The organism is Streptomyces sp. NPDC005141, from assembly GCF_053599975.1.
The window spans coordinates 27193-50441 of the sequence record NZ_JBSFYW010000040.1 but is presented as its reverse complement, the minus strand read 5'-3'; the positions used below and the strand labels follow the sequence as shown (position 1 = coordinate 50441).

The window sequence follows — 23249 nt, the reverse complement described above, 5'->3', positions numbered from 1 at the left end:
ATACGAACAAGTAACCGGAAGATACGGTTCGGCGCGTCGCCGCGTCCAGCCCGTTCCCGACGCGCCGGTCCCGGCTCAGCCCAGCCGGTCGGCGAGCGCCCTGAACTCCGCCCAGGACAGGGCCGGCTTGCGCGGATCCCACAGCTTCTGGGTCAGGGCGCGCAGCGGCATGCGGATGCCGGCCGCGACCTGGTCCTGGGTCTGCGAGCCCGCGAGGTCGCACCAGACGGCGAAGGACGCGCCGAGGATCTGGGGGTCGTACTTCGCGGGGACCGGTGCCGTACCGCGCAGGACGAGGGGGGTCCACTGCTCGTAGATACGCTGCCCGGTCGGATAGACGAAGGTCTGGGGTTCACCGAGGACGTAGTAGAGGAACTCGTCGTTGTAGTTGATGACCTTGCGGCCCGTGCTCAGGTACGCGACCGGCGGCCGGGCCCCGATCTCCTTGCCGGTCCAGTACGCCACCTGGAGATCGCTGTCCGCCTGGACGGTGCCCCCGCTGAAGATGCCGTCGTTCCAGACCCGCGCCGTCCGGTCGTGCCCGTGGATCACCTTGGCGCGGTCGTTCAGCCAGCCGGTCGCGAGGTCGGCGACGCTCGCGCCCGCCCCGAACCTGTTCCGGGCCGCGGTGGCCAGCTGCGGGAAGGACGCCGCCGGGTTCGCCACCGTCAGAGCCTGGTACTCGTCGCCGCCGAGGTGCCAGTAGGCGCCGGGGAAGAGGCCCGCGTACTCGTTGAGCAGCTCGTCGACGATCTTCGCCGAAGCAGGCTTGGAGATGTCCACGGCGCCGCGTGTGGGGACCCCCGACACATTGCGCAACTGGAGGTCGGGGTGTGCCGCGATGACCGCGCCGAGGTGTCCCGGCGAGTCGATCTCGGGCACGACGGTGATGTGCCGGCTCGCCGCGAGGGCGAGGATCTTGCGCACCTCGGCCTTCGTCAGATGCTGCTGCGACACGATCTCGGGGTGCGTGTCGGACTGGATGCGAAAGCCCTGGTCGTCGGAGAAGTGCAGGCCGAGCTGGTTGTATTTCAGGTCCCCGAGCTCGCGGACCCGGTCCTCGATCCAGGCCGCCGTGAAGTGCTTGCGCGCGATGTCGAGCATGAACCCGCGGAACGGCTTCGCGGGCCGGTCGCGTACGACGCCCTCCGGCGCCGTACCGCCTCCGTGCACCTCTTGTTTGAGGGTGCGCGTGCCGTAGAAGACACCGGTCTCGGCGGGCCCGGTGATTTTGACCCGGCTGTTCTTGACGGTGAGGGTGTACGACTCCGGGCCCGCGCTCCCCTTGTCGAGGCCGAGCTCGACATCGCCGGCCTTGGAGCCCGTCCGCCCCGCGTACTTCAGTTTGAGCTCGCCGGCGAGCAGCTTGCCCTCGTCGGCGAGGTTGCTGTCGTTCACGACCACCCGGGAAGCGGCGGCCGGGCGCCAGCCGGGACCGCGGGCCGCGGTGTGCTCCCGTACGGCGGGGATGGTCGAAGGGGCCCGGGAGAGGGCGTAGCTCCGGCTCGGCGAGGGACTGGCGGCGGGCGACACGCCGGCGGTCGCGGCCTTCGACCGGTCGCCGGCCGGCACCCCCGCCCCGGCCGGCTGCCCGTCGCCGCCGGGCCAGACCGCCACGGCCACCGCGACGACGCCGGCGACCGCCAGACCGCCCGCTGCGAGCCCGGCCCGGCCGGTCCGCCCGGTCTGCCATGTCCGCCGCCGGGGCGCCCGCCGCCTGCCACCACTCACTCCGCAACCCTCATTCCGCCATGCTCATTCGCCACACTCATGCCGCCACGCTCATGTCGACACCGGGGTCCGCCCCCCCATCCAGGTGTACTCCTCCATCGGGAAGTCCACCTCTCCAGCCTCTCCGCACCACCGCGAACTCTGCCCCGACCGTCACCGTGACCGTCCACCGCACGCTCCGAAACTCTCCCGTGCGGGTGAAATCCGGGCATCCGTCGGACACCTCTCGACACACCTCGATAGCGTGAGCGGCACACCCTTCACTTCTCCCCCTGCCGAAACACACGTACCGCGCACACGTCACGCTCACGAGACGTCGCGCGTTTCCATCCCACCGCCGAGGACCCACGCTGACGTCGCACCGTCTCCCACGCCTCCCCGGCCAGGTCGCCCTCCCCGAGCAGAAGAGCGCGGCGCCGTCCCCGGCCCGCCTCGACGGATTCAACTCCGCACCCCTCGATGTGGTCACCCGCGCCCTGCTCACCTGCTGCCGCAGCCTGCGCTGGGCCCACCGCCTGGCCGACCACCGCCCCTACCCGGACCTCGGCGCCCTGCTGGCCGCGGCCGACGAGGCGGCGTACGACCTGACCTCCGCCGACCTGGCCGAAGCCCTGGCCGGCGAATCGCTCACGCTGCTCCCGGACGGCTCGTACTCCGCCGCCCACACCGCGCTGAGCGCCGCGCACGCCGCGTACGAAAGTCGATTCGGACATGTATTCGTCATTTGTCTGGACGGATTCGCCCCCGGGGAAGCCCTCGACCAGGTGCTCGTCGGCATCCGGTCGCGATTGACGCACGACCCCGAGGAAGAACGGGTCATCACCGCCGACGAGCTGCGCAGACTGGCCCGCGGCCGGCTGGCCCGACTCGCGCGCCAGTTCGCCGACGAACCGCGCCCCGCCGACATCAGGCGCCCGCAATAGCCCGAACGTGCCTGATTGATTGCCAGTTTGATCACATTGATAGGGCCGCTGTAAGCGTTCCGACAACACGTCGCTACGATGGCCGGGGCCGGTGGACCGTACCCGGCCGGGCCCGACCGACAGAGAAGCCGGCGCGGCCCCAATCCCCGCTTTCGGAGGGTTCTTCCGTGCCGGCTGGAACGCTGTACCGCGGCCGGGAAGGAATGTGGTCCTGGGTGGCTCATCGAGTCACCGGCGTCCTCATCTTCTTCTTCCTGTTCGTACACGTGCTGGACACCGCTCTCGTCCGTGTCTCCCCCGAGGACTACGACAAGGTCGTGTCCACGTACAAGACGCCGATCGTCGCGCTGCTGGAGTACGGCCTCGTCGCCGCCATCCTCTTCCACGCGCTCAACGGCCTGCGTGTCATCGCCGTCGACTTCTGGTCGAAGGGCCCGCGCTACCAGAAGCAGATGCTCTGGTCCGTCGTCGGCATTTGGGTCGTGCTGATGGCCGGGGCGCTCTACCCCGTGCTCGGGCACGCATTCCGCGAAGTCTTCGGGAGCTGACGCAGATGTCCACTACTGACACCGCCGCTTCCGGCATCGGGCCCGTCGAGGGTGCCGGAGAGTTCTCGGCGTACAGCGTCGACAACCCGGCCCCGTTCATCGAGGCCCCCCGCAAGCGCACCAAGAAGACCCCGAAGTCGACCCGCGGCAACTTCGAGATGTACGGCTGGCTCTTCATGCGCCTGTCCGGCATCGTCCTGGTCGTCCTGGTCATCGGCCACCTGCTCATCCAGCTCGTCCTCGACGGCGGCGTCTCCAAGGTCGGCTTCGCCTTCGTGGCCGGCCGGTGGGCGAACCCGTGGTGGCAGGTCTGGGACCTCGCGATGCTGTGGCTCGCCATGCTGCACGGCGCCAACGGCCTGCGTACCGTCATCAACGACTACGCGGAACGCGCGGGCACGCGCCTGTGGCTGAAGGGCCTGCTGTACACCGCCACGGTGTTCACGATTCTGCTGGGCACGCTGGTGATCTTCACCTTCGACCCGAACATCCGCTAGGCACGGGGCTGAGGCAACCACTCATGAAGATCCACAAGTACGACACCGTCATCGTCGGCGCCGGCGGCGCCGGCATGCGCGCCGCCATCGAGGCGACGAAGCGCAGCCGCACCGCCGTGCTGACGAAGCTCTACCCCACCCGCTCCCACACGGGCGCCGCGCAGGGCGGCATGGCCGCCGCGCTCGCCAACGTGGAAGAGGACAACTGGGAGTGGCACACCTTCGACACGGTCAAGGGCGGTGACTACCTGGTCGACCAGGACGCCGCCGAGATCCTGGCGAAGGAGGCCATCGACTCGGTCCTCGACCTGGAGAAGATGGGCCTGCCGTTCAACCGGACGCCCGACGGGAAGATCGACCAGCGCCGCTTCGGCGGTCACTCCCGCAACCACGGCGAGGCCCCGGTCCGCCGGTCCTGCTACGCCGCGGACCGCACCGGTCACATGATCCTCCAGACGCTGTACCAGAACTGCGTCAAGGAGGGCGTGGAGTTCTTCAACGAGTTCTACGTCCTCGACCAGCTCATCGTCGAGGTCGACGGGGTCAAGCACTCCGCGGGCGTCGTCGCCTACGAGCTCGCGACCGGCGAGATCCACGTCTTCCAGGCGAAGGCCGTGATCTACGCGTCCGGTGGCACCGGCAAGTTCTTCAAGGTGACCTCCAACGCGCACACCCTGACGGGTGACGGCCAGGCGGCCGTCTACCGTCGCGGGCTGCCGCTGGAGGACATGGAGTTCTTCCAGTTCCACCCGACCGGCATCTGGCGCATGGGCATCCTGCTGACGGAGGGCGCCCGCGGTGAGGGCGGCATCCTCCGCAACAAGGACGGCGAGCGCTTCATGGAGAAGTACGCGCCGGTCATGAAGGACCTCGCGTCCCGTGACGTCGTGTCCCGCTCCATCTACACGGAGATCCGCGAGGGCCGCGGCTGCGGTCCCGAGGGCGACCACGTCTACCTCGACCTCACGCACCTCCCGCCGGAGCAGCTCGACGCCAAGCTGCCCGACATCACGGAGTTCGCGCGCACCTACCTCGGCATCGAGCCCTACACGGACCCGATCCCGATCCAGCCCACCGCGCACTACGCCATGGGCGGCATCCCGACGAACGTCCAGGGTGAGGTCCTCTCGGACAACACCACCGTCGTTCCGGGCCTGTACGCCGCCGGTGAGGTCGCCTGTGTGTCGGTGCACGGCGCGAACCGTCTCGGCACCAACTCGCTGCTGGACATCAACGTCTTCGGACGCCGGGCCGGCATCGCGGCCGCGGAGTACTCGGCGAAGGCCGGATACGTCGAGCTGCCCGAGGCCCCGGCCTCCCAGGTCGTGGCCCAGGTCGAGCGCCTGCGCAACTCCACGGGCACCGAGCGGGTCGCCGCGATCCGCCTGGAGCTGCAGGAGTGCATGGACGCCAACGTGATGGTGTTCCGCACCGAGCAGACGATCAAGACGGCGGTCGAGAAGATCGCGGAGCTGCGTGAGCGCTACCTGAACGTCTCGATCCAGGACAAGGGCCGGCGGTTCAACACGGACCTCCTCGAAGCCATCGAGCTGGGCAACCTGCTCGACCTGGCCGAGGTCATGGCCGTCTCCGCGCTCGCCCGCAAGGAGTCCCGCGGCGGTCACTACCGCGAGGACTACCCGAGCCGCGACGACGTCAACTTCATGCGCCACACCATGGCGTACCGCGAGGTCGGCGACGACGGCACCGAGTCGATCCGTCTCGACTACAAGCCGGTCGTCCAGACCCGCTACCAGCCGATGGAGCGTAAGTACTGATGGCTACTCCCACCCTGGACAAGGCGGACGCGGCCGGCACACCCGAGCCCGGTTTCGCCGACTCCCCGTACATCACCGCCACGTTCCGCATCCGCCGCTTCAACCCGGAGATCTCGGCGGAAGCGGTCTGGGAAGATTTCCAGCTGGAGATCGACCCCAAGGAGCGTGTCCTCGACGCGCTGCACAAGATCAAGTGGGACCAGGACGGCACGCTCACGTTCCGCCGCTCCTGCGCGCACGGCATCTGCGGCTCGGACGCCATGCGGATCAACGGCAAGAACCGCCTCGCCTGCAAGACGCTGATCAAGGACCTCAACCCTGCCAAGCCGATCACGGTCGAGGCCATCAAGGGTCTGACGGTCCTGAAGGACCTCGTGGTCGACATGGACCCGTTCTTCCAGGCGTACCGCGACGTGATGCCCTTCCTCATCACGAAGGACACCAACGAGCCGACGCGTGAGCGTCTGCAGTCGGCCGAGGACCGCGAGCGGTTCGACGACACGACGAAGTGCATCCTGTGCGCGGCGTGCACGTCGTCCTGCCCGGTGTTCTGGAACGACGGCCAGTACTTCGGTCCGGCCGCGATCGTGAACGCCCACCGCTTCATCTTCGACTCGCGTGACGAGGCCGGCGAGCAGCGGCTGGAGATCCTCAACGACAAGGACGGTGTGTGGCGCTGCCGCACGACGTTCAACTGCACGGACGCCTGCCCCCGAGGCATCGAGGTCACGAAGGCGATCCAGGAAGTCAAGAGGGCGCTGATCACTCGGCGGTTCTGACGCCTTTCGCTGCACGAGCCTGTAGGCCCCGTTTCCGGATTCGCACCGGAGGCGGGGCCGACGTGCATCCGGCGAGCCTCGTCGTGCCTGCCTCGAGCGCGTTGCCATGCGCTGTGGGCAGAAGGACATTCGCGGGAGGGCGGGTGGCGAGCCGACGGTGGGCATCCGCGGTGACCCGTGCGACAGCCGCGTCCGACGCGACCCGCCGTGACCGCGTCCACAGAGCTGCCCGCCTCCGCCGCTGGATCTCCGTCAACACGCCGGCGAGGCGGGCAGTTATCGGCCACCTGTCCCAGTACCCCTCCAGCACTCGCACCGACCGTACTTGGAACGGATGCAGCAGCAGGGCGAGCACGCATGCACACGCCACAACCCCGAGGAGGGCCGAGGCCCAGTCGATGAGGGATGGAGGAGGAGCTTCGCTCCAATTACCCGGACCGTCGTAGCTCCCGGAGAAAAGCGGTCTGCGGACTCGTGAAGACGAGACTCCCGTCGATCAACTCCGTGTGCGGCGGGAGGCCCGGAATCCGGTCGAGGTCGTCCGCGGTCCAGCCCTCGGGGGGCGGGATCGGCCGGCGGTACGCCGGCTCGTCGTCGAGCCCGTTCCCGGATGCGGCGCTCATCAGTGCTCCCATGGACCGGAGTCTCGCCTGTCGATTCAGCGCACCCAGGGGGAATGGGAGGCGCTTCACCTCAACGGGTGATCACATGTTCGGGCCGCGGTCAGCCCGTCCCGTCTCTCCGCGGTCCGCTCCTAATCTGATGGCATGTCAGATGACGTGTCACACGAGCTTCTGGGGCTCGACAACGTGCTGCTGCCCGTCGGGAATCTGGGCGAGGCTGTGAGCTTCTACGAGCGGGCGGGGTTCCCGCCGGCCTTCCGGCTCGACGAGGCCGGCATCGCGGTACTGAAGGTCGGCAAGGAGACGCCGGGCGTGCTGTTGCGGCTGGACGACGAGCTGAGCCACCGGCCGCCGCCGTGGGCGTCGCCGCGGCTGTGGCTGGAGGTGGCGGATGCCCGGGCCGCGGCCCGCTCACTGGCCGCCGCCGGCATCACCGCCCTCGACGAGCCGTTCTCCGGAGCCACCGGCTGGACCGTGGAGATCGCGGACCCCTGGGGCAACGTCATCGGCCTGACGGACTACACCAAGCGCCCCGAACTGGCCCGCAGGGCCCAGCGGTAGCCCCCCCGGCGGCCCCCGGCAGCCCCCGCGCGCCACCCCTGGACACCGTGCGGCCCGAGCGCCGGGGGCGCGCTCACGAAACCCGACTTGAACATGTTCAAAAGCAGGTCTACATTCATCCCTGACAGCGTTTTGAACGCGTTCAAGAAGGGGTGGGGATATGGATCTCACGGTCGTCGCGTACGTCATCTATCTGCTGGTCAGCATCGCGCTGACGGTCTGGGTGGCACGCACGCTGAGCCACAACGGGCGGATCTTCCTGTCGGACGTACTGCGCGGGAACGAGAAGCTCGCCGACGCGGTGAACCATCTGCTGGTGGTGGGCTTCTACCTCGTCAACCTGGGCTTCGTCGCGCTCTATCTGCACCAGAGCGACGAGATCTCCAACGCCCGCGAGATCTTCGAAGCCCTGTCGACCAAGCTGGGCGTCGTCCTGCTGGTGCTCGGGGTCATGCACCTGGGGAACGTGTACGTGCTCAACAAGATCCGGCGGCGGGGTGTCATGGAGCGGGAGCAGACGCCGCCGGTGCAGCCGACGGACTGGATCGCCCCCGCGGCCGGGGCGTGAGACCGATGGCCGGCACCTCAGCCACCCGGGACCGGGGCGCGGCGCGCGTCCCGGTCCTCGGGCTCACCGTCCTCTACGACGCGCGCTGCTCGCTGTGCGCCTTCCTGAAGCACTGGCTCGCCAGGCAGGCCCAACTCGTCCCGCTCCGGTTCCTCCCCGTGGGTTCCGAAGAGGCCCGGCGGCGCTTCCCGCGGCTCGATCACCGCGCCACCCTGAGCGAGATCACCGTGGTGGGGGACGGCGGACAGGTGTACCAGGGAGCAGCCGCCTGGGTCGTCACCCTGTGGGCGCTGCGCGAGTACCGGGCGCTGGCCCATCGGCTGAGCACTCCCACGGGCGCCAGGCTGGCCAGGGGCGCGACCCTCGCCGCCGCCAAGTGGCGCGAGGCCCAGGCGTCCGAACGATGGGGCGGTGGCGCGTACCACTGGGGCGACGGGTGGAGCTACGACCCGACCGCGGGATGGACGTACGCACCCCCCGCCTGCGACAGCGGCGAATGTTCCACCGCTCCCACTCGTTAGGCTCGTCCCGTGCCAGCACCGACAGACAGCCCCGGCCCCATCGGGTCCTCCGAGCCCTCCAGTGCCTCCGAGAGCTCCGCGCCCTCCGAACCGGTGGACAAGGAGGCGGCGAAGAGCCCCGCCAAGAGCGAGCAGACCCGGGCCCTGATCCTGGAGACGGCGATGCGGCTGTTCCAGGAGCGGGGATACGACAAGACGACGATGCGGGCCATCGCCAAGGAGGCCGGGGTCTCCGTCGGGAACGCGTACTACTACTTCGCCGGCAAGGAGCACCTGATCCAGGGCTTCTACGACCGGATCGCCGGCGAGCACCAGGAGGCGGTCCGGGAGGTGCTGGACCGCGAGACGGACCTGGAGGCCCGGCTGGGCGGTGTCCTGAAGGCGTGGCTGGACATCGCCACGCCGTACCACGAGTTCGCGGTGCAGTTCTTCAAGAACGCAGCCGACCCGGACAGTCCGCTCAGCCCCTTCTCCCCCGAGTCGGAGCACGCGCGCATGGAGGCCATCAGCGTCCACCGGGAGGTGCTGGCCGGGGCGAAGACCAAGGTGCCGGAAGAACTGCGGGACGTGCTGCCCGAGCTGATGTGGCTCTCCCAGATGGGGCTCGTCCTGTACTGGGTCTTCGACCGTACGGAGGGCCGTGAGCGCAGCTACCGGCTCGCCGAACGCGGCGCACGGCTCACCGCGCGTGGCGTCTCGCTCTCCCGTTTCCGTCTCCTGCGGCCCCTCGTCCACGAGGTGCACGAACTGTTCACGGACTTCCTGCCCGGGATGACCAAGGCGCTGCCCGACCCGGCCAGGAAGAAGGACTAGGAGTCGGGGGCGCCCGCCGAAGGAGGAGGCGCGCCCGCCGGGCGAACACCCCTTGCCCGGCGGACACCCCTCACCCGGACGGTTCTCGCGTCCGGCCGCCTCAGCCGACCGCGTCGGCGTCCACCTCGCCCTCCGCCAACTCCACGTCGTACACGAGCGGTTCGTCCGTGACGACCACGTGCCGTGCCCGCGCCCCGTACGAACGGGCCGTCGCCGACAGCAGATACGTCCCCGGAGCGGGGACCGAGACGATGTACGAACCGTCGGCCAGCGAGGTCACGCGGTCCAGTTGACGGCCGCCTTTGGACAGCAGGGTGAGGACGGCGCCGTCGACGGGCGCGCCCTCCGCGTCGCGGACGAGGCCGTGGACGACCGACGCGCCGCCCTCGACGGGAACACCGTCCTCGGACGGCGCCTCCGCCGGCTCCACCGCCAGGTGCGGCAGCCGCTTCTCCAGGCCCGCGGGCAGCCACCAGTTGGAGTCGCCCAGCAGGTGCATCGCGGCCGGCACCAGGGCCGTACGGAGGATGAACGCGTCCAGCGCCACCGCGGCCGCGAGGCCGACGCCCGCCATCGCCGCTCCCGAGTCACCGCTCAGGACGAAGGCGAGGAAGACGCACACCATGATCAGGGCGGCGGAGTTGATGACCCGGCCGGTCTCGGCCAGACCGACCCGCACCGCGCGCGCGTTGTCCTTCGTGTGCACCCATTCCTCGTGCATGCGGCTCACCAGGAACACCTGGTAGTCCATGGAGAGGCCGAACAGGAGCGACAGCATGATGACGGGCAGGAAGGCGTTGATCGGGCCCTCCTTGCCCAGGCCGAGCAGCTCCAGGCCCCAGCCCCACTGGAAGATCGCGACGAGGACGCCGAAGGACGCGGCGGCGGCGATCAGGTTCATCAGCGCGGCCGTCAGCGGGACCACCAGGGAGCGGAACGCGATCAGCAGGAGCAGGAAGCCGAGCCCGATGATCGTGGCGACGAAGTACGGCAGCCGGTCACCGGTGATCGTGGCGAAGTCCTTCGAGACGGCGGTGACGCCACCGACGTGGGCCTGCGCCCCCGCGTCCGGGATCACCCGGTCCCGCAGAGTGTCGATCAGCCGGTCGGTCTCCACCGACTGCGGTGACGTCGTCGGCACCACCTGGATCACCGTCACGCCGTGCGCGGCCGGCAGCGCGGCGGCCTGCGCGACTCCGGCGGTGCCGTCGATGCTCTTCACCAGGGCGTCCGTGTCGCCGCCGGTCACGACCACCTGCAAGGGGCCGTTGAAGCCGGGCCCGAATCCCTGGGCGAGCAGGTCGTACGCCTGCCGGGTCGTCGTGGTGGCGTCGTCGTTGCCCTGGTCGGTGGCGCCGAGGCGCAGCGAGAGGACCGGGATCGCGAGGATCGCCATCACGGCCAGGGCGAGGGCGGCGATCGTACGGGGTCGGCGCTGCACGCTCATCGACCAGCGCGCCGCGGCACCGCTCGCCCGCTCCGGTTCGGGCCCCCGCGCCGCCAGTTTGCGCCGCTGGCGACGGCTCAGCACCCGGGTGCCGAGAAGTCCCAGGAGCGCCGGCAGGAGGGTGGTGGCCGCGAGCACGCTGAACACGACGGTGAGGGAGGTGCCGATGACCACGCCGTCCAGGAAGCGGAGGTTCGTCACGAGCATGCCCGCGAGCGCGATGCACACCGTGCCGCCCGCGAACAGCACCGCCCGGCCCGAGGTGTTGAGGGCGACGACGGCCGACTCCTCGGGTGCCATGCCGCGCAGGATGCCGCGACGGTGCCGGGTGACGATGAACAACGCGTAGTCGATGCCGACGCCGAGGCCGATCAGGGTGGCGAGCAGCGGGGCCAGGTCCGGGATGTCCGTGGCGTGGCTGAGCAACTGTGTGGAGAACAGCCCCGTACCCACGCCGAAGATCGCGATGCCGATCGGCAGCAGCATGGCGAAGAGCGAACCGAACGCGAGGAAGAGGACGACGGCCGCCGCCAGGATGCCGACCATCTCGGCGAGCCCGGTGGGCGGTTCCTGGACGCGCTGGATCGCCTGACCGCCCAACTCGACCTGGAGTCCGCCGCGTTCGGCGTCCTGCGCGAGGTCGACGACGTCCTGCACCAGCTCTTTGGGCACGGCGTTCGCCTGTTCGGCGAAGGTGATCTGCGCGTACGCGATCGTGCCGTCACGGCTGATCTGCGCGGCGCCCCCCTTCCCCTCGTACGGCCCGGCGACCTGGCCCACGCCCTTCATGCCGGCGATCTCGTCCAGCACGGGCTGGATCCGGGAACGCACGGACGCGTCCCTGACCGTGCCCTCGTCGACCTTCCAGACCACCGTGTCGGTGTCCCCCGCGCTGTTCGGGAAGGCCTTCTCCATCTGGTCGTACGCGCGCTTTGAGTCCGTGTTCGGGAGGGAGAAGACGTTCGCGTAGTCCGTGCCCGCGGTGGTCGCCGCGAAGCCCAGACCGAACAGTGCGCCCACCCACAGCAACAGGACCACCAGCCGGTGCCGATAGCACCACCGTGCCAATACCGCCACGTTCAACGCTCCTTAGTCGGGTCGGTCGGTCCCCCAGGTCCTGGCACCAGGATTGGTGGCGGCGCGCGTGCGGGGACACGACCCGCCCATGACTCTCAAGGAACTCCAAGGCGCGAACCGTGCGCGCTGCCGGTGGCCCCGCCGATACTGGGGGCATGACCGCTCACGAGGGAGCCACCGTCCTCGTCGTCGAGGACGAGCCGAGCATCGCGGACGTCCTGACCATCGCCCTGCGCTACCACCGCTTCGAGGTGATGGCGGCGGGCACCGTCCGCGAGGCGCTCGCGCTCGCCGAGCGCACCCGTCCCGACGCGGCGCTGCTCGACGTGATGCTCCCGGACGGCGACGGCCGGGCGCTCGGCCGTGAACTGCGCTTGCGACAGCCCGAGTTGGCCGTCGTCTTCCTGACCGCGCGGGACGCGCCCGCCGAGATCGTCGGCGCGCTCGGCTTCGGCGACGACTACATCACCAAGCCGTTCAACATCGACGAGGTCGTCGCCCGGATCACGGCCGTCCTGCGCCGTACGCGGCCCGACGACGTCCTGCCGCAGCGCCCGCCCCTGCGCTACGGCGATCTGGAGCTGGACGAGACGACGTACAGCGTCCACCGCGCGGGCACCACGGTCGAGCTCACCCCCACCGAGTACGCCCTGCTGCGCTTCCTCGTCCGCAACGGCGGGCGGATCGTGCCCAAGGAGCAACTCCTGCGCCATGTATGGCAGTACGAGCACCCGGCCGAGTCGACCGTGGTGGAGACGTACATCAGCTATCTGCGGCGCAAGCTGGAACCGCTGGGGCCGCCGGTGATCCAGACCCGCCGGGGCGTGGGATACGGACTCGCGTGAGCCTGATCGTCCGGCCCGGACTCCGCCTCCCGCGCTGCAAGCACGGCGTCCACTCGCTGAGGGGCCAGCTGACCCTGGCGAACGTGGGGCTGCTGGCCCTGGGCATCGTGGTGGCGACCGCCGTGAGCCTGATGGGCATGCGGCACTATCTGCTCGACCAGGTGGACGCGCAGCTCGTCAAAACGCGGGAGTCACTGGGTGTTTCGCAGCTCACCATGAGCCAGATCGACTCACTGAGCGCCCTCGCGTTCGTACGGGACCGGATCGGGCCCGCGGTGGACGAGTCACCGAACCCGGACTCGCTGTTCGTGGCCGTCGACCGGCGGGGTGAGGCGATCGAGGTGGCCGGTTTCGAACCCACCGCCACACAGCGCGCGTTCGCCGCCGCCGTCGACGAACCGGGCGCGCTCGCCCGCGACACCGAGCCGCGCGACATCACCGTGCGCGGCGCCGACTACCGGGCGACCGGAGGACGGCTCGCCGACGGGACGTACGTCCTGTTCGCCGCCTCGACCGACGGACTGCACAAGGGCATCGCGAAGGCGCTCAAGCTCGATCTGACCGTGGGCACCCTGCTGTTGGCGCTGCTCGCGTGCCTCACGATGTTCAGCGTGCGCCGCCGGATGCGGCCGCTGGAGGCCATGGTGGAGACCTCGTCGGCGATCGCCGAGGGGGATCTGACCCGGCGCGTGCCCTCCAGTCACCGTCCGACCCAGGAGGTCGAACAGCTGCGGCTCGCGCTCAACTCCATGCTGCAGCAGGTCGAGTCGGCCTACCGGACGCGTGAACACAGCGCGGCACAGCTGCGCCGGTTCGTCGGGGACGCCTCGCACGAGCTGCGTACACCGCTGGCGGCGATACGCGGCTACCTCCAGCTGTACGAGAAGGGGATGCTGACCGATCCGGCCGAGCGCAGGCGGGCCTGGGACCGGATGAACGGGGAGGCCGACCGTATGGGCCGGCTCGTCGACGAGCTGCTCACCCTGGCCCGCCTCGACCAGCGGCCCGAACTCCGCTTCAGGAACGTCGACCTGAGCCGGCTCGTGCGGGACGCGGCCGCGGACCTGCGCGCCCAGCAGCCCGGCCGCCCGGTGACCGTGGGCGCCGACGGCACGCTGCTCGTGCAGGCCGACGAGTCGGGGCTGCGGCAGGTGCTGGGCAATCTCGTGGGCAACGTACGCACGCACACGCCCGACGACGTGCCCGTGCGGCTCGGTCTGGAGCGCGCGGACGGCGCCGTACGGCTGTGTGTCGCGGACAAGGGTCCCGGGCTCACGGAAGAGGACGCGGCGCGCATCTTCGACCGCTTCTTCCGGGCCGGCGGCGGCGCGGGCAGCGGGCTCGGCATGGCGATCGTGCAGGGCGTGGTGCGGGCACACGGAGGCACGGTCGCGGTGCGGACGGCGCCCGGAGAGGGCCTGGCGGTGACGGTGACCCTGCCGGTGCGGTGAGGCCGCGGACGCCGGTGGGGTGATGGCGGCGTCTCGGGGCCGGTGACGCCGCCGAGCCTGCAGTGCGGGCCGGGAGGCCTCGTTCGCACCGCTGTGACCTGCTGGAACGGGCTTTGTGACCTGCTGGAACGGACTTGGGGAGAAGCTGACCGAGGCGGTTGAACACGGGCCGCCGTGGCGCCGTACACCACGATGAGGGCGGAATCGGTGTCATCCGGTCGGACCGCCACGCCACCACCGCGCTTCGCACGGAAGGACCGCCGGGTTGTCGTTCAAAACGAGCTCTCGACAGCTGCCGAAAACGGACGGGTCGCCTCCGCGGGACGAGCCGGGGCCGGAGCCGCTCGCGGACGCCGAAGCGGCCACGGAGGAGGGCGCCGCCTCGGGCGAGGGGGAGGGGGAGGCGGAGGCCGCGGCGGCCGAACCCGAGTCCGAGATACCCCGGGCCGACGCCACGGCCCCGGCCACGCCGACCGACGGAACCCCCTCGCTCCCGGCCGGGGACGACCCGGTCGGCACCCCGCCGGAGGCAGCAGCCTCCACCGCACCGGAAACCCCTTCCGGAACCGACACCGGCACCGGCTCCACCCCGACCGGGACCGAGGGCACTGCCGAGGTCGGCGCGGGCACGGGTGGGTCCTCGGCCCGGGCCGAGGACTCCGTGGAGGGTGACACCGGCGCCCCGGACACAGCAGCCGGGGACGGGGACGGGGACGGGGAGGAGCCTCCGGGCGGAGCGCCGCCCGTGCGCGGACGGTGGCGCGGGTGGCGGGGCCGGCATCCCGCCGCCGCCCGCATCCTCGCGGCGACCACGACCGTCCTCGCCGCCGCGCTCGTCCTGTTCGCGCTGCTCATGCCCAGCCAGTCGGACCGGTTCCGGCCCGCCGAGTTCCTGCGTCTCCCGGTGGAGGCGATCTTCGGAGCCGCCCTGCTGATGGTCCTGCCCCGCAAGCCGCGCACCGCCGTGGCGGCGCTCTCCGGGCTCGGCCTGGGCGTCCTGACCGTCCTGAACCTCCTCGACGTCGGCTTCCACGAATACCTCGGGCGAGGCTTCAACATCGTCCTCGACTGGTCGCTCCTCGGCGACGCGCAGGCCTACCTCCAGGACACGTTCGGCGAGGGCGGCGCCCTCGGCATCGCGGTCCTCGTGGTGGCGCTCGTGATCGCCGTACTGGCCCTCATGACGGCGTCGGTCGTCCGGCTGGGCAACCTGGTGGCCCGGAACTCCGAGACGGCGACGCGGACGACGCTCGTGCTGGCCGTCGTCTGGGTCGTCTGCGCGGCGCTGGGCGTGCAGTTCACCGGGGTGCCCATCGCCGCCGAGCACACCGCGCTGGTCGTCCAGGACCGGGCGGAGCGGGTGCGCAACACGCTGCGGGACGAGGCGGAGTTCGGCAGGATCGCGAAGAAGGACACCTTCGCGAACACGCCGCCCAGCCAGTTGCTCACCGATCTGCGCGGCAAGGACATGATGATCACGTTCATCGAGAGCTACGGCCGCAGCGCCATCGAGGACCCGGTCATGGCACCGGGCGTCGACGCGACACTCACCTCGGAGAACGAGAAGCTGACCCGCGCCGGCTTCGCGGCGAAGAGCGGCTGGCTCACCTCGGCGACCTACGGCGGCAGCAGCTGGCTCGGCCACTCGACGTTCCTGTCGGGTCTGTGGGTCAGCAACCAGCAGCGCTATCGCACCGTGACCGCGGGCGATCACCTGACCCTGCCCGGTGCCTTCAAGAAGACGGGCGACTGGGACACCGTGGGCATCATGCCGGGCATCCAGAAGGCCTGGCCCGAGCAGAAGTTCTACGGCATCGACAAGCTCTACGACTCCCGCGATCTCGGTTACCAGGGACCGAAGTTCAGCTGGTCGACCATGCCCGACCAGTACGCCCTGGCCGCGTTCGAGCGCCTGGAGCACGGCAGGAAGCACGACAAGCCGCTGATGTCGACGATCATCCTGACCTCCAGCCACCAGCCCTGGGCGCCGATCCCCAAGACGGTCCCCCAGGACCGGATCGGTGACGGCTCGGTCTACGACGCCATCGAGAAGGCGGGCAAGAGGCCCGGGGACATCATCACCAGCTCGCAGAAGTCGAAGGAGGAGTACGGCAAGTCGATCCAGTACTCGGTGACGAGCCTCATCGACTACCTGGTGCGGTACGGCGACAAGGACACCGTGCTGATCTTCCTCGGCGACCACCAGCCGATGGCCCGGGTCAGTGGCGACCACGCCAGCCGTGACGTGCCCGTCTCCATCGTCGCCAAGGACCCGAAGGTGCTCGGCAGGATCGCCGACTGGGGCTGGACGGACGGCCTCCGGCCCGAGCACAAAGCCCCGGTGTGGAAGATGAGCGCGTTCCGCGACCGCTTCCTGACGGCGTACGGGTCCACACCCCACCCGTAGGGCACCACCGGCTCGCCCGCGGGCGGCGTCACGGCGCGAGCCGCCGTCGCCGCCCACGGTCCCGGACTGACCCCGAACCGACCGGACTGACCCCGAACCGACCGGGACGGTCACCGCCGTCCATTTTCGCGGCGGGCTCTCAGGCCTCTCGCGAAGCCAGCTCCACGACCGTGATGTCCGAGGGCGCGCCGACTCGGGTCGGCGGCCCCCAGGCCCCCGCTCCCCGGGAGACGTACAACTGCGTGTCGCCGTAGCGCTCCAGGCCCGCGACCGTCGGATTGGCGGCGGCCGCGATGAGGTTCCCCGGCCACAGCTGCCCGCCATGGGTGTGTCCGGACAGCTGGAGGTCGACCCCGTGGCGCACCGCATCATGGATCTGCACCGGCTGATGTGCGAGCAGCACACAGGCCCGCGTGGTGTCCCGGTCCCCGAGCGCCTTGCCGAAGTCGGGCCCCTGCCCCTCGCTCTCGCCCTGTACGTCGTTGACGCCGGCGAGGTCGAATCCGGCCAGCTCGGTCCGCGCGTTCTCCAGGGGGTGGATTCCCAGCTCCCGCACCTCCCGGACCCACTGCTCGGCTCCGGAGAAGTACTCGTGGTTCCCGGTGACGAAGTAGGCCCCGTGCCGGGCCCGCAGCCCTGCGAGAGGGGCGGCCGCCGGTCCGAGATCCTTCACGCTGCCGTCGACGAGGTCACCGACGACGGCGATCAGATCGGGCTGCGTGGAGTTGATGGTGTCGACGACCTTCTGGGCGAACCCGCGTCCGAGCACCGGCCCCAGATGAATGTCGCTCACGACGGCGATCCGGAAGCCGTGGGCGGACCGGGGCAGTCTGGCGAGCGGCACGGTGACCCGCTTCACCGCGGGCCCGCGCAGTACGCCGTACGTCCCGTATCCCACGGTCCCCACCGCGACGGCCGCGGCGGCACCACCCACGACCCGGGAGACGAACAGGCGACGCGACGGCAGGCGAACCGTCCCCGTCGGCTCGGTCGACCCGGTGGGCTCTGTTGATTCGGTCGGCTCGGTCGGCTCGGTGGGAGCGGCCGATTCCGCCGGCCCCTCCGAGCCCACATGCCCGATGGATTCCGGCTGTTCCGCGGGTTCCGGCCGTTCCGCCGGACGCGTCGAGGACGACGAACCGGAGAGTCCGGTCGGCGCGGTCCGCGCCCCGGTCCCGCCGTCGCCTCTACCCGCCGCCGCGCCGGACCGGGAACGGACGCTCTCGCGCGGACCCGCCTGCCCGGCCGCGGCGGGGGACGCCGACCCGTCGGCCTCCTGCCGTCCGCCTGCCCGGCGTTCCCCGAGCCTGCGCAGCACCGGCCGCACGAACTCGCCCGCCAGCAGGGCCAGCACCAGGTAGAGCAGCAGCGCCATCCACAGGAACCCGGGCCAGGCCAGCGTCCGCTGGAGCCAGAAGGGAGCACCCGCACGCTCACTCGCGACGGCACCGAACATCAGCAGCGGCCCGGCGGCGAAGGCGACCGCGCCCACCCGGCGGACCGCTCCGGGGCCGGCCGTGGTGTCCCGCACCAGCCGTCTCCAGGCATACCAGTGCGACCCACCGAGCACGGCCAGGACGGCCACACCCACCAGCACGAACACGATGACCATGACGCCGTATCCCCCGTTATGACGTCTGGCGCAAAGCGCGTACGCCGCGCAACCCGATGACCCCGACGACCGTCCCCAAGACAAAGGAAACGACGGCGAGCGTCAGATGCACCCAGAAGTACGCCGTCGGATCGCCCGCGTCGTCGAACGCGAGCCCGCTGCCGTCCTTGTACAGGTTCTTTATGAAAGTGACCCAAATGACCCAACTCCACACCCCGAAGGCGAGCAGGAACCAGGACACGGGGCGGCTGAGCTTCATGCGTTCAGTATCGCCGTCGCCGACCGTGACCCGGCGCCGGGGTGGAGAGGGCGAGGAGGCTTCCCCGAGAGGTGATGGGACTTCCCGTCGTGAGCCCTGTACTTTCTCGACCGTGCCTGCCTCGAAAAAGACCGCCAAGCGATCCTTGTCGGTCGCTTCCGCCACGCTGTTGGCCCTTTCGCTCACAGCACCCGCGTTCGCCGACACCGCCGACGAAACGAGCCCGGCGAAGAGCCCCACGGCCTCGCCGTCGGCCACTCCCCCGGCGGACATGTCGACCGTCGGCGGTGAGCAGCTCGGCCGGTCCGGGAACCAGGTGAACCTCGGCAGCGGCGTTCCCGTCCTGCCCAAGGACATCACCGCCCGCTCCTGGATCGTCGCCGACGCGGAGTCGGGCGACGTCCTGGCCGCTCACAACGCGCACTGGCGGCTGCCCCCGGCGAGCACCCTGAAGATGCTGTTCGCCGACACGGTGCTGCCCAAGTTCCCGGGGACCACCCCTCACAAGGTGGCCTCCTCCGACCTGGCGGGCATCGGCTCGGGCTCCAGCATGGTGGGCATAAAGGAGAACGAGACGTACACCGTCCACGACCTGTGGCTCGGTGTCTTCCTGCGCTCCGGCAACGACGCCGTGCACGTGCTGTCCGCGATGAACGGCGGCGTCGACGAGACGGTCAAGGACATGCAGGCGCACGCCGAGGACCTCCAGGCCCTCGACACGCACGTGGTGAGCCCGGACGGCTACGACGCCAGGGGCCAGGTGTCTTCGGCGTACGACCTGACGCTGTTCGCCCGTTCGGGGCTCCAGAAGAAGGACTTCCGGGAGTACTGCTCGACGGTGCGGGCGAAGTTCCCCGGCGCGACGGCCAAGAACAAGAAGGGCAGGACCACCCGGGAGTCCTTCGAGATCCAGAACACCAACCGGCTGCTGACCGGCGACAGCGACGTCACCACGTACCAGGGCATCGCGGGTGTGAAGAACGGCAACACCACCAACGCGGGCGCCACCTTCACGGGTGTCGCCGAGCGCGACGGCAAGGTGCTGCTCGTCACGGTGATGAACCCGGAGAAGAACGAGCACAACGAGGTCTACAAGGAGACCGCACGGCTCCTCGACTGGGGATTCAAGGCCTCGGGCAACGTCCAGCCGGTGGGCGAACTGGTCCCGCCCAAGGGCGTCGACACCTCCGCCCAGCCGGGTGCGAAGGCCTCGGACGGGGCGAGCTCGGACAGCGCCTCCACCAAGCCGGTGGCGGCCGCCACCGCCACGAAGAAGGGCGGTGCGAGCGGGATCGGCGTCGCGCTCGGCCTCACAGGCGGCTTCCTCGTCCTTCTCGCGGCGGGCGTCTTCCTGGTCAACCGCCGCTGGCCGCTGCCGGACCTGATGCGCCGCCGCCGCTGATCCCCCGGGGCTCCGGAGCCTTCGCGTTCTTCGGAGCCCCCGAGGTCCTGCGGCCCTCCGACCCGGACGCCTCGTCCGGCTCCGCCGCTTCGTCCGGGTCCGCCCCTCCCCGCGCGGCCTCCGTCCGCTCCCCCGCGTCGGCCTCTTCCTCTCCCCGCGCCGACTCCTTGCTCCTCGTCGCCGTCCAGGCGGCGCAGTACAGGAGCAGTTTCGACGTGAAGTTGATCCACAGGAGCAACGCGATCGGCACCCCGAAGGCGCCGTACATGCTCTTCGACGCCACACCCCGCATATAGCCGCTGAGCAGCAGCTTGAGCAGCTCGAACCCGGCGGCGCCGATCAGCGCCGCGACCATCAGCCGACGGCGCGGCGGCTCGACCCCGGGCAGCAACGTGAGGACGTACAGCAGGACCAGGAAGTCGGCGAGCACGGCGACCGTGAAGGCGACGGCCTGCAGGACGACGCTGCCCCAGCCGTTCTCGTCGAGGCCGATCTGGCGCGCCGACCAGCCGACCGCCGTGGACGCGAGCGTCGAGACGGCGATGGTGAGGAGCACGGCGCCGCCCAGCCCGACGAGTACGCCGCCGTCCTTGAGCTTGCGCAGGAGGGGGTTCTCCTCGCTGTCGGGCAGCTCCCAGACCGCGCGCAGGCACTCCCGCATCGAGCCGACCCAGCCGATGCCGGTGACCAGGAGCAAGGCGCCCGCGATGAGCCCGATCGTGCCGGCGTTCTGCACGAGGCTGTTGATGTCCAGCTGGTCGGAGATGCCCGGCACCTGCTCGGCGAGCTTGTCCTGGAGGTCCTTCTGCTGCTGACTGCTCAGCGTGGCGGCACCGATCGCCGCGGCCACGGTCAGGAGCGGGAACAGCGCCACGAAGCTGATGAAGGTCATCGCCGCGGCGAGCCGCGTCCACTTCACCCGGTCCAGCCGCTCGTACGACCGCCACGCGTGCGTGGCCATCAGGCGCACGACCAGGGGTCCCACGCCGGGAATCTTTTTCAGCCAGTCCATGATCCGACTCTGCCCTCGCCTCGGAAAACCAATGACCGAGCACCCCAAAAACGCAGGACAGTGGCGAGCGCCATGCCGATTCCCGCGCCCGAGACGGTGTCCGCGCGCTGCGAGGTGAACCCGAGTCCGTAGTGGCTGACGGCGAGGCACAGCAGCTGCACGAGAGCGCCCGCGATGTTCACCGCGAAGAAGATCATGTACTGGCGCGGGCCACGGGCCGCCGCGTGCCGGTAGGTGCCGAGCGCGTTTCCGGCGTACGCCACCGAGCAACCCGCCAGGAAGGACAGCGCCTTGGCGGTCAGCGGGTCCAGACCCACCGGGCCGCGCAGCCAGACGAAGAGGCCGAGGTCGGCGGCGTAGGCGAGGACCCCGACCGAGGCGAACCCGAGAAGTTCACGCAGGAACGGCTTCCGGAGGCCGATCGCCCCGGGGGGCATCACCGTCTCCCTGGCTGCGATCAGCTCCGTGACCGCGGTCCCCGGGGCGATCGGCTCCGTGACCGCGGTCCCCGGGACGATCAGCTCCGAGGCGGCGGTCCCCGGGGCGATCGGCTCCGAGGCGGCGGTCCCCGGGTCGGCCGGCTCCGCGACGGCCGCTCCTCGGGCGACAGGGAGCCCGGGGCCGGGCCGGCCCTCGGCGACGCTCACCAGTTCGCCACCGCGAGCCCGTACAGCGCCAGCCACACCAGTCCGATGAGGACGAGCGCGCGATCGCGCAGGACCACGTCCTCCGGCTCGCCCGCCGTACCCCGGTCGGCAAAGACGGCGTAGCGCAGGACGGCCAGGATGAAGGCGATCATCGACAGCTGGCGCCACGGCAGCACTCCGGCGCTCGGTACTCCGCCCTCCTCCAGGGCCCACAGGCAGTAGCCGAGGACGGAGACCCCGGCGGCCAGCTGCCAGACGAAGCGCAGGTAACCGGTCGTGTACTCGGTGAGCAACGCGCGCGTGGCCCCCGCCTTCCCCGCCATCTGCACCGCCTCGGAGTACCGCTTCGCCGAGACCATGAAGAGCGCCCCGAAGCCGGTCGTGATCAGGAACCAGCGCGAGAGCGGGATACCGAGAACCAGCCCGCCGATCATCGCCCGCATCAGGAACCCGGTCGTGACGACGACGAGGTCCACGACGAGCACATGCTTCAGGCTGACGCAGTAGGCCAGTTGCATGCCGATGTACGCGGTCAGCAGCGCGCAGACGGCCGGTGCGCAGAACCAGGCGGCGACGGCTGGAGCGAGGACCGCGAGGCTGCCCCCGACGGCGTACGCGACCGGGACGGGGACCTGTCCCGCGGCGACCGGGCGGTGGCGCTTCACCGGGTGGGCCCGGTCGGCGACGACGTCCCGGGCGTCGTTGATCAGGTACACCGCGGCGGCGCAGGCCGTGAACAGGGTGAAGACGAGCGTGAGTTGGCCGAGCGCGTGCCGGGAGAAGAGCTGGCCCGCGGCGGCCGGGGCGGCCACGACGAGCACGTTCTTCACCCACTGGCGGGGACGCGCGGTCCTGACGAGGCCCCGGACGACGCCGGTCAGGCTCCGTGGCGGCGGGGCGGCGGCCGGGGTGCGCTCCAGGAGCGCCGTGCGCTCAGCCATGGCCGGCCCCGATCCAGCGGGCGCCCAGTCCGGCCGCCGCGGCGCCCAGGGCCGCGCCGGCGGCGACATCCGTGGGGTAGTGGACCCCGACGACGAGCCGCGAGAGGCACATCGCGGCGGCGAGCGGCGGGACGGCGTACGCGCCGAGCATGCCGTAGGCGACCGCCGCCGCGGCCGCGGAGGTGGCGTGCGAGCTGGGGAAGGAATGCCGTCCGGCCGTGCGCACCAGCGGCGTGACGTGCGAGGGGCGCGGGCGGCGCACGATCCGTTTCACGCCCATGCTCGCGAGGTGCGCGGTGGCGGTGAGCGCCGTCGCACGCAACCACGCGCCGCGTCGCTCCCGGTCGGCGGCCGCCCCCACGAGTCCCGCGGCGAGCCACAGAGCTCCGTGCTCCCCGCTCCAGGACAGGGCCCGTGCGACGACCGCGACGCGCGGGTCCCCGCCGTACGAGTGGAGCGCGGACAGCAGCCGACGGTCCACGTCATCGAGCCGACGGTCCACGTCATCGAGTCGGCGGTCCATGGCGTACGGCTGCCGGTCCATGTCGTCGTGATCGTCATGGTCGTCGAGCCGTCGATCCATGCCGTCATGGCGGTCACGTTCGTCCGGCCGTCGGTCCATGTCACCGCGGTGGCCATGGTCGTCAAGCCGCCGATCCACGTCGTCACGGTCGTCAAGGTCGTCCATGTGATCCCACTCTTCTAGGGCGCGGTCGCAGAACTACGGCAATCTAGGACGACATCCCATTAATCACCCATTTCGGTGAGGAGCCGTGAGGGCCGGTTAGATTGCCCCGTTGTGCACCC

At 70.5% G+C, this 23249-nt stretch carries 21 protein-coding genes and 1 pseudogene; 13 read left to right on the top strand and 9 right to left on the bottom strand.

The annotated features are described in order from the left end of the window. Nucleotides 1-75 precede the first annotated feature (75 nt). Nucleotides 76-1731, bottom strand: coding sequence for a beta-N-acetylhexosaminidase (locus tag ACWD68_RS27440; RefSeq protein WP_451809127.1), 1656 nt, complete (start codon nucleotides 1729-1731; stop codon nucleotides 76-78). A gap of 350 nt (nucleotides 1732-2081) precedes the next feature. Here ACWD68_RS27440 and ACWD68_RS27435 point away from each other — a divergent pair, with 350 nt between their 5' ends. The 5 genes from ACWD68_RS27435 to ACWD68_RS27415 all read left to right on the top strand — a co-directional run bounded on the left by ACWD68_RS27435 (nucleotide 2082) and on the right by ACWD68_RS27415 (nucleotide 6256). Continuing rightward, nucleotides 2082-2654, top strand: a complete 573-nt coding sequence (locus tag ACWD68_RS27435) for a 2-oxo-4-hydroxy-4-carboxy-5-ureidoimidazoline decarboxylase (RefSeq protein WP_451809162.1) — start codon at nucleotides 2082-2084, stop codon at nucleotides 2652-2654. A gap of 167 nt (nucleotides 2655-2821) precedes the next feature. Then, nucleotides 2822-3202: a succinate dehydrogenase, cytochrome b556 subunit gene (gene sdhC / locus ACWD68_RS27430; protein ID WP_121405616.1), complete on the top strand. Its 381-nt coding sequence runs from the start codon at nucleotides 2822-2824 to the stop codon at nucleotides 3200-3202. 5 nt (nucleotides 3203-3207) lie between these two features. Further along, on the top strand, nucleotides 3208-3699 hold the full coding sequence (locus ACWD68_RS27425) for a succinate dehydrogenase hydrophobic membrane anchor subunit (protein WP_451809126.1): 492 nt from the start codon (nucleotides 3208-3210) through the stop codon (nucleotides 3697-3699). 23 nt (nucleotides 3700-3722) lie between these two features. Continuing rightward, nucleotides 3723-5477 carry a succinate dehydrogenase flavoprotein subunit gene (gene sdhA / locus ACWD68_RS27420; RefSeq protein WP_451809125.1) on the top strand — a complete coding sequence of 585 codons (1755 nt, stop codon included), beginning with the start codon at nucleotides 3723-3725 and terminating at the stop codon, nucleotides 5475-5477. Beyond that, the gene (locus tag ACWD68_RS27415) at nucleotides 5477-6256 is read left to right on the top strand and encodes a succinate dehydrogenase iron-sulfur subunit (RefSeq protein ID WP_451809124.1); all 780 of its coding nucleotides are present in this window, start codon (nucleotides 5477-5479) and stop codon (nucleotides 6254-6256) included. Before sdhA ends, ACWD68_RS27415 begins: the two co-directional genes overlap by 1 nt. Before the next feature lie 455 nt (nucleotides 6257-6711). Here the strand turns inward: ACWD68_RS27415 and ACWD68_RS27410 are convergent. Then, nucleotides 6712-6879 (bottom strand): annotated as a pseudogene (locus ACWD68_RS27410) (Uma2 family endonuclease); the annotation flags it as partial. 144 nt (nucleotides 6880-7023) lie between these two features. Between ACWD68_RS27410 and ACWD68_RS27405 the strand changes: the two are divergent. From ACWD68_RS27405 to ACWD68_RS27390, 4 genes are all read left to right on the top strand, one after another. Then, complete coding sequence (locus ACWD68_RS27405) at nucleotides 7024-7440, top strand: VOC family protein (protein ID WP_451809123.1); 417 nt, start codon at nucleotides 7024-7026, stop codon at nucleotides 7438-7440. Nucleotides 7441-7600: 160 nt separating this feature from the next. Continuing rightward, the gene (locus ACWD68_RS27400) at nucleotides 7601-8008 is read left to right on the top strand and encodes a hypothetical protein (protein ID WP_451809122.1); all 408 of its coding nucleotides are present in this window, start codon (nucleotides 7601-7603) and stop codon (nucleotides 8006-8008) included. A gap of 5 nt (nucleotides 8009-8013) precedes the next feature. Beyond that, nucleotides 8014-8529, top strand: a complete 516-nt coding sequence (locus ACWD68_RS27395) for a thiol-disulfide oxidoreductase DCC family protein (RefSeq protein ID WP_451809121.1) — start codon at nucleotides 8014-8016, stop codon at nucleotides 8527-8529. A gap of 162 nt (nucleotides 8530-8691) precedes the next feature. After that, complete coding sequence (locus ACWD68_RS27390) at nucleotides 8692-9342, top strand: TetR family transcriptional regulator (RefSeq protein WP_451809161.1); 651 nt, start codon at nucleotides 8692-8694, stop codon at nucleotides 9340-9342. A 100-nt stretch (nucleotides 9343-9442) separates the two neighbouring features. Here ACWD68_RS27390 and ACWD68_RS27385 read toward each other — a convergent pair whose 3' ends face one another. Further along, nucleotides 9443-11857 (bottom strand): MMPL family transporter, encoded by a 2415-nt coding sequence (locus tag ACWD68_RS27385; protein WP_451809160.1) that lies wholly within the window; start codon nucleotides 11855-11857, stop codon nucleotides 9443-9445. A gap of 164 nt (nucleotides 11858-12021) precedes the next feature. On the opposite strand from ACWD68_RS27385, the gene ACWD68_RS27380 reads away from it, so the two are divergent. From ACWD68_RS27380 to ACWD68_RS27370, 3 genes are all read left to right on the top strand, one after another. Next, nucleotides 12022-12711 (top strand): response regulator transcription factor, encoded by a 690-nt coding sequence (locus ACWD68_RS27380; protein ID WP_451809120.1) that lies wholly within the window; start codon nucleotides 12022-12024, stop codon nucleotides 12709-12711. Further along, a complete protein-coding gene (locus ACWD68_RS27375) occupies nucleotides 12708-14162 on the top strand; it encodes an ATP-binding protein (protein WP_451809119.1) in 1455 nt (484 codons plus the stop codon). The genes ACWD68_RS27380 and ACWD68_RS27375 overlap by 4 nt, the downstream gene beginning before the upstream one ends. A gap of 265 nt (nucleotides 14163-14427) precedes the next feature. Continuing rightward, nucleotides 14428-16569, top strand: a complete 2142-nt coding sequence (locus ACWD68_RS27370) for a sulfatase-like hydrolase/transferase (protein ID WP_451809118.1) — start codon at nucleotides 14428-14430, stop codon at nucleotides 16567-16569. A gap of 139 nt (nucleotides 16570-16708) precedes the next feature. On the opposite strand, the gene ACWD68_RS27365 is transcribed toward ACWD68_RS27370, so the two are convergent. Next, nucleotides 16709-18181 (bottom strand): metallophosphoesterase, encoded by a 1473-nt coding sequence (locus tag ACWD68_RS27365; RefSeq protein ID WP_451809117.1) that lies wholly within the window; start codon nucleotides 18179-18181, stop codon nucleotides 16709-16711. Nucleotides 18182-18197: 16 nt separating this feature from the next. After that, a complete protein-coding gene (locus ACWD68_RS27360; RefSeq protein ID WP_451809116.1) occupies nucleotides 18198-18440 on the bottom strand; it encodes an SCO4848 family membrane protein in 243 nt (80 codons plus the stop codon). Nucleotides 18441-18552: 112 nt separating this feature from the next. Between ACWD68_RS27360 and ACWD68_RS27355 the strand changes: the two genes are divergently transcribed. After that, on the top strand, nucleotides 18553-19842 hold the full coding sequence (locus ACWD68_RS27355) for a D-alanyl-D-alanine carboxypeptidase family protein (RefSeq protein ID WP_451809115.1): 1290 nt from the start codon (nucleotides 18553-18555) through the stop codon (nucleotides 19840-19842). Here ACWD68_RS27355 and ACWD68_RS27350 read toward each other — a convergent pair. The 4 genes from ACWD68_RS27350 to ACWD68_RS27335 form a co-directional block, all read right to left on the bottom strand. After that, nucleotides 19796-20854 (bottom strand): YihY/virulence factor BrkB family protein, encoded by a 1059-nt coding sequence (locus tag ACWD68_RS27350; protein ID WP_451809114.1) that lies wholly within the window; start codon nucleotides 20852-20854, stop codon nucleotides 19796-19798. The genes ACWD68_RS27355 and ACWD68_RS27350 overlap by 47 nt on opposite strands. Further along, the gene (locus ACWD68_RS27345; RefSeq protein WP_451809159.1) at nucleotides 20842-21291 is read right to left on the bottom strand and encodes a GtrA family protein; all 450 of its coding nucleotides are present in this window, start codon (nucleotides 21289-21291) and stop codon (nucleotides 20842-20844) included. The genes ACWD68_RS27350 and ACWD68_RS27345 overlap by 13 nt, the downstream gene beginning before the upstream one ends. A gap of 206 nt (nucleotides 21292-21497) precedes the next feature. After that, the gene (locus ACWD68_RS27340) at nucleotides 21498-22442 is read right to left on the bottom strand and encodes a decaprenyl-phosphate phosphoribosyltransferase (protein WP_451809113.1); all 945 of its coding nucleotides are present in this window, start codon (nucleotides 22440-22442) and stop codon (nucleotides 21498-21500) included. Next, nucleotides 22435-22965 carry a phosphatase PAP2 family protein gene (locus ACWD68_RS27335; RefSeq protein ID WP_451809158.1) on the bottom strand — a complete coding sequence of 177 codons (531 nt, stop codon included), beginning with the start codon at nucleotides 22963-22965 and terminating at the stop codon, nucleotides 22435-22437. Before ACWD68_RS27335 ends, ACWD68_RS27340 begins: the two co-directional genes overlap by 8 nt. Nucleotides 22966-23249: the final 284 nt, after the last annotated feature.

Excerpts from the sequence above, each read along its gene's own strand:
- ACWD68_RS27400 (WP_451809122.1), top strand. The coding sequence starts at position 7,601 with ATGGATCTCACGGTCGTCGCGTACGTCATCTATCTGCTGGTCAGCATC.
- ACWD68_RS27360 (WP_451809116.1), bottom strand. The coding sequence starts at position 18,440 with ATGAAGCTCAGCCGCCCCGTGTCCTGGTTCCTGCTCGCCTTCGGGGTG.
- ACWD68_RS27340 (WP_451809113.1), bottom strand. The coding sequence starts at position 22,442 with ATGGCTGAGCGCACGGCGCTCCTGGAGCGCACCCCGGCCGCCGCCCCG.
- ACWD68_RS27415 (WP_451809124.1), top strand. The coding sequence starts at position 5,477 with ATGGCTACTCCCACCCTGGACAAGGCGGACGCGGCCGGCACACCCGAG.
- ACWD68_RS27405 (WP_451809123.1), top strand. The coding sequence starts at position 7,024 with ATGTCAGATGACGTGTCACACGAGCTTCTGGGGCTCGACAACGTGCTG.
- ACWD68_RS27365 (WP_451809117.1), bottom strand. The coding sequence starts at position 18,181 with ATGGTCATCGTGTTCGTGCTGGTGGGTGTGGCCGTCCTGGCCGTGCTC.
- ACWD68_RS27425 (WP_451809126.1), top strand. The coding sequence starts at position 3,208 with ATGTCCACTACTGACACCGCCGCTTCCGGCATCGGGCCCGTCGAGGGT.
- ACWD68_RS27390 (WP_451809161.1), top strand. The coding sequence starts at position 8,692 with ATGCGGCTGTTCCAGGAGCGGGGATACGACAAGACGACGATGCGGGCC.
- ACWD68_RS27335 (WP_451809158.1), bottom strand. The coding sequence starts at position 22,965 with ATGGACCGCCGACTCGATGACGTGGACCGTCGGCTCGATGACGTGGAC.
- ACWD68_RS27380 (WP_451809120.1), top strand. The coding sequence starts at position 12,022 with ATGACCGCTCACGAGGGAGCCACCGTCCTCGTCGTCGAGGACGAGCCG.
- ACWD68_RS27350 (WP_451809114.1), bottom strand. The coding sequence starts at position 20,854 with ATGGACTGGCTGAAAAAGATTCCCGGCGTGGGACCCCTGGTCGTGCGC.
- sdhA (WP_451809125.1), top strand. The coding sequence starts at position 3,723 with ATGAAGATCCACAAGTACGACACCGTCATCGTCGGCGCCGGCGGCGCC.
- ACWD68_RS27395 (WP_451809121.1), top strand. The coding sequence starts at position 8,014 with ATGGCCGGCACCTCAGCCACCCGGGACCGGGGCGCGGCGCGCGTCCCG.
- ACWD68_RS27345 (WP_451809159.1), bottom strand. The coding sequence starts at position 21,291 with ATGCCCCCCGGGGCGATCGGCCTCCGGAAGCCGTTCCTGCGTGAACTT.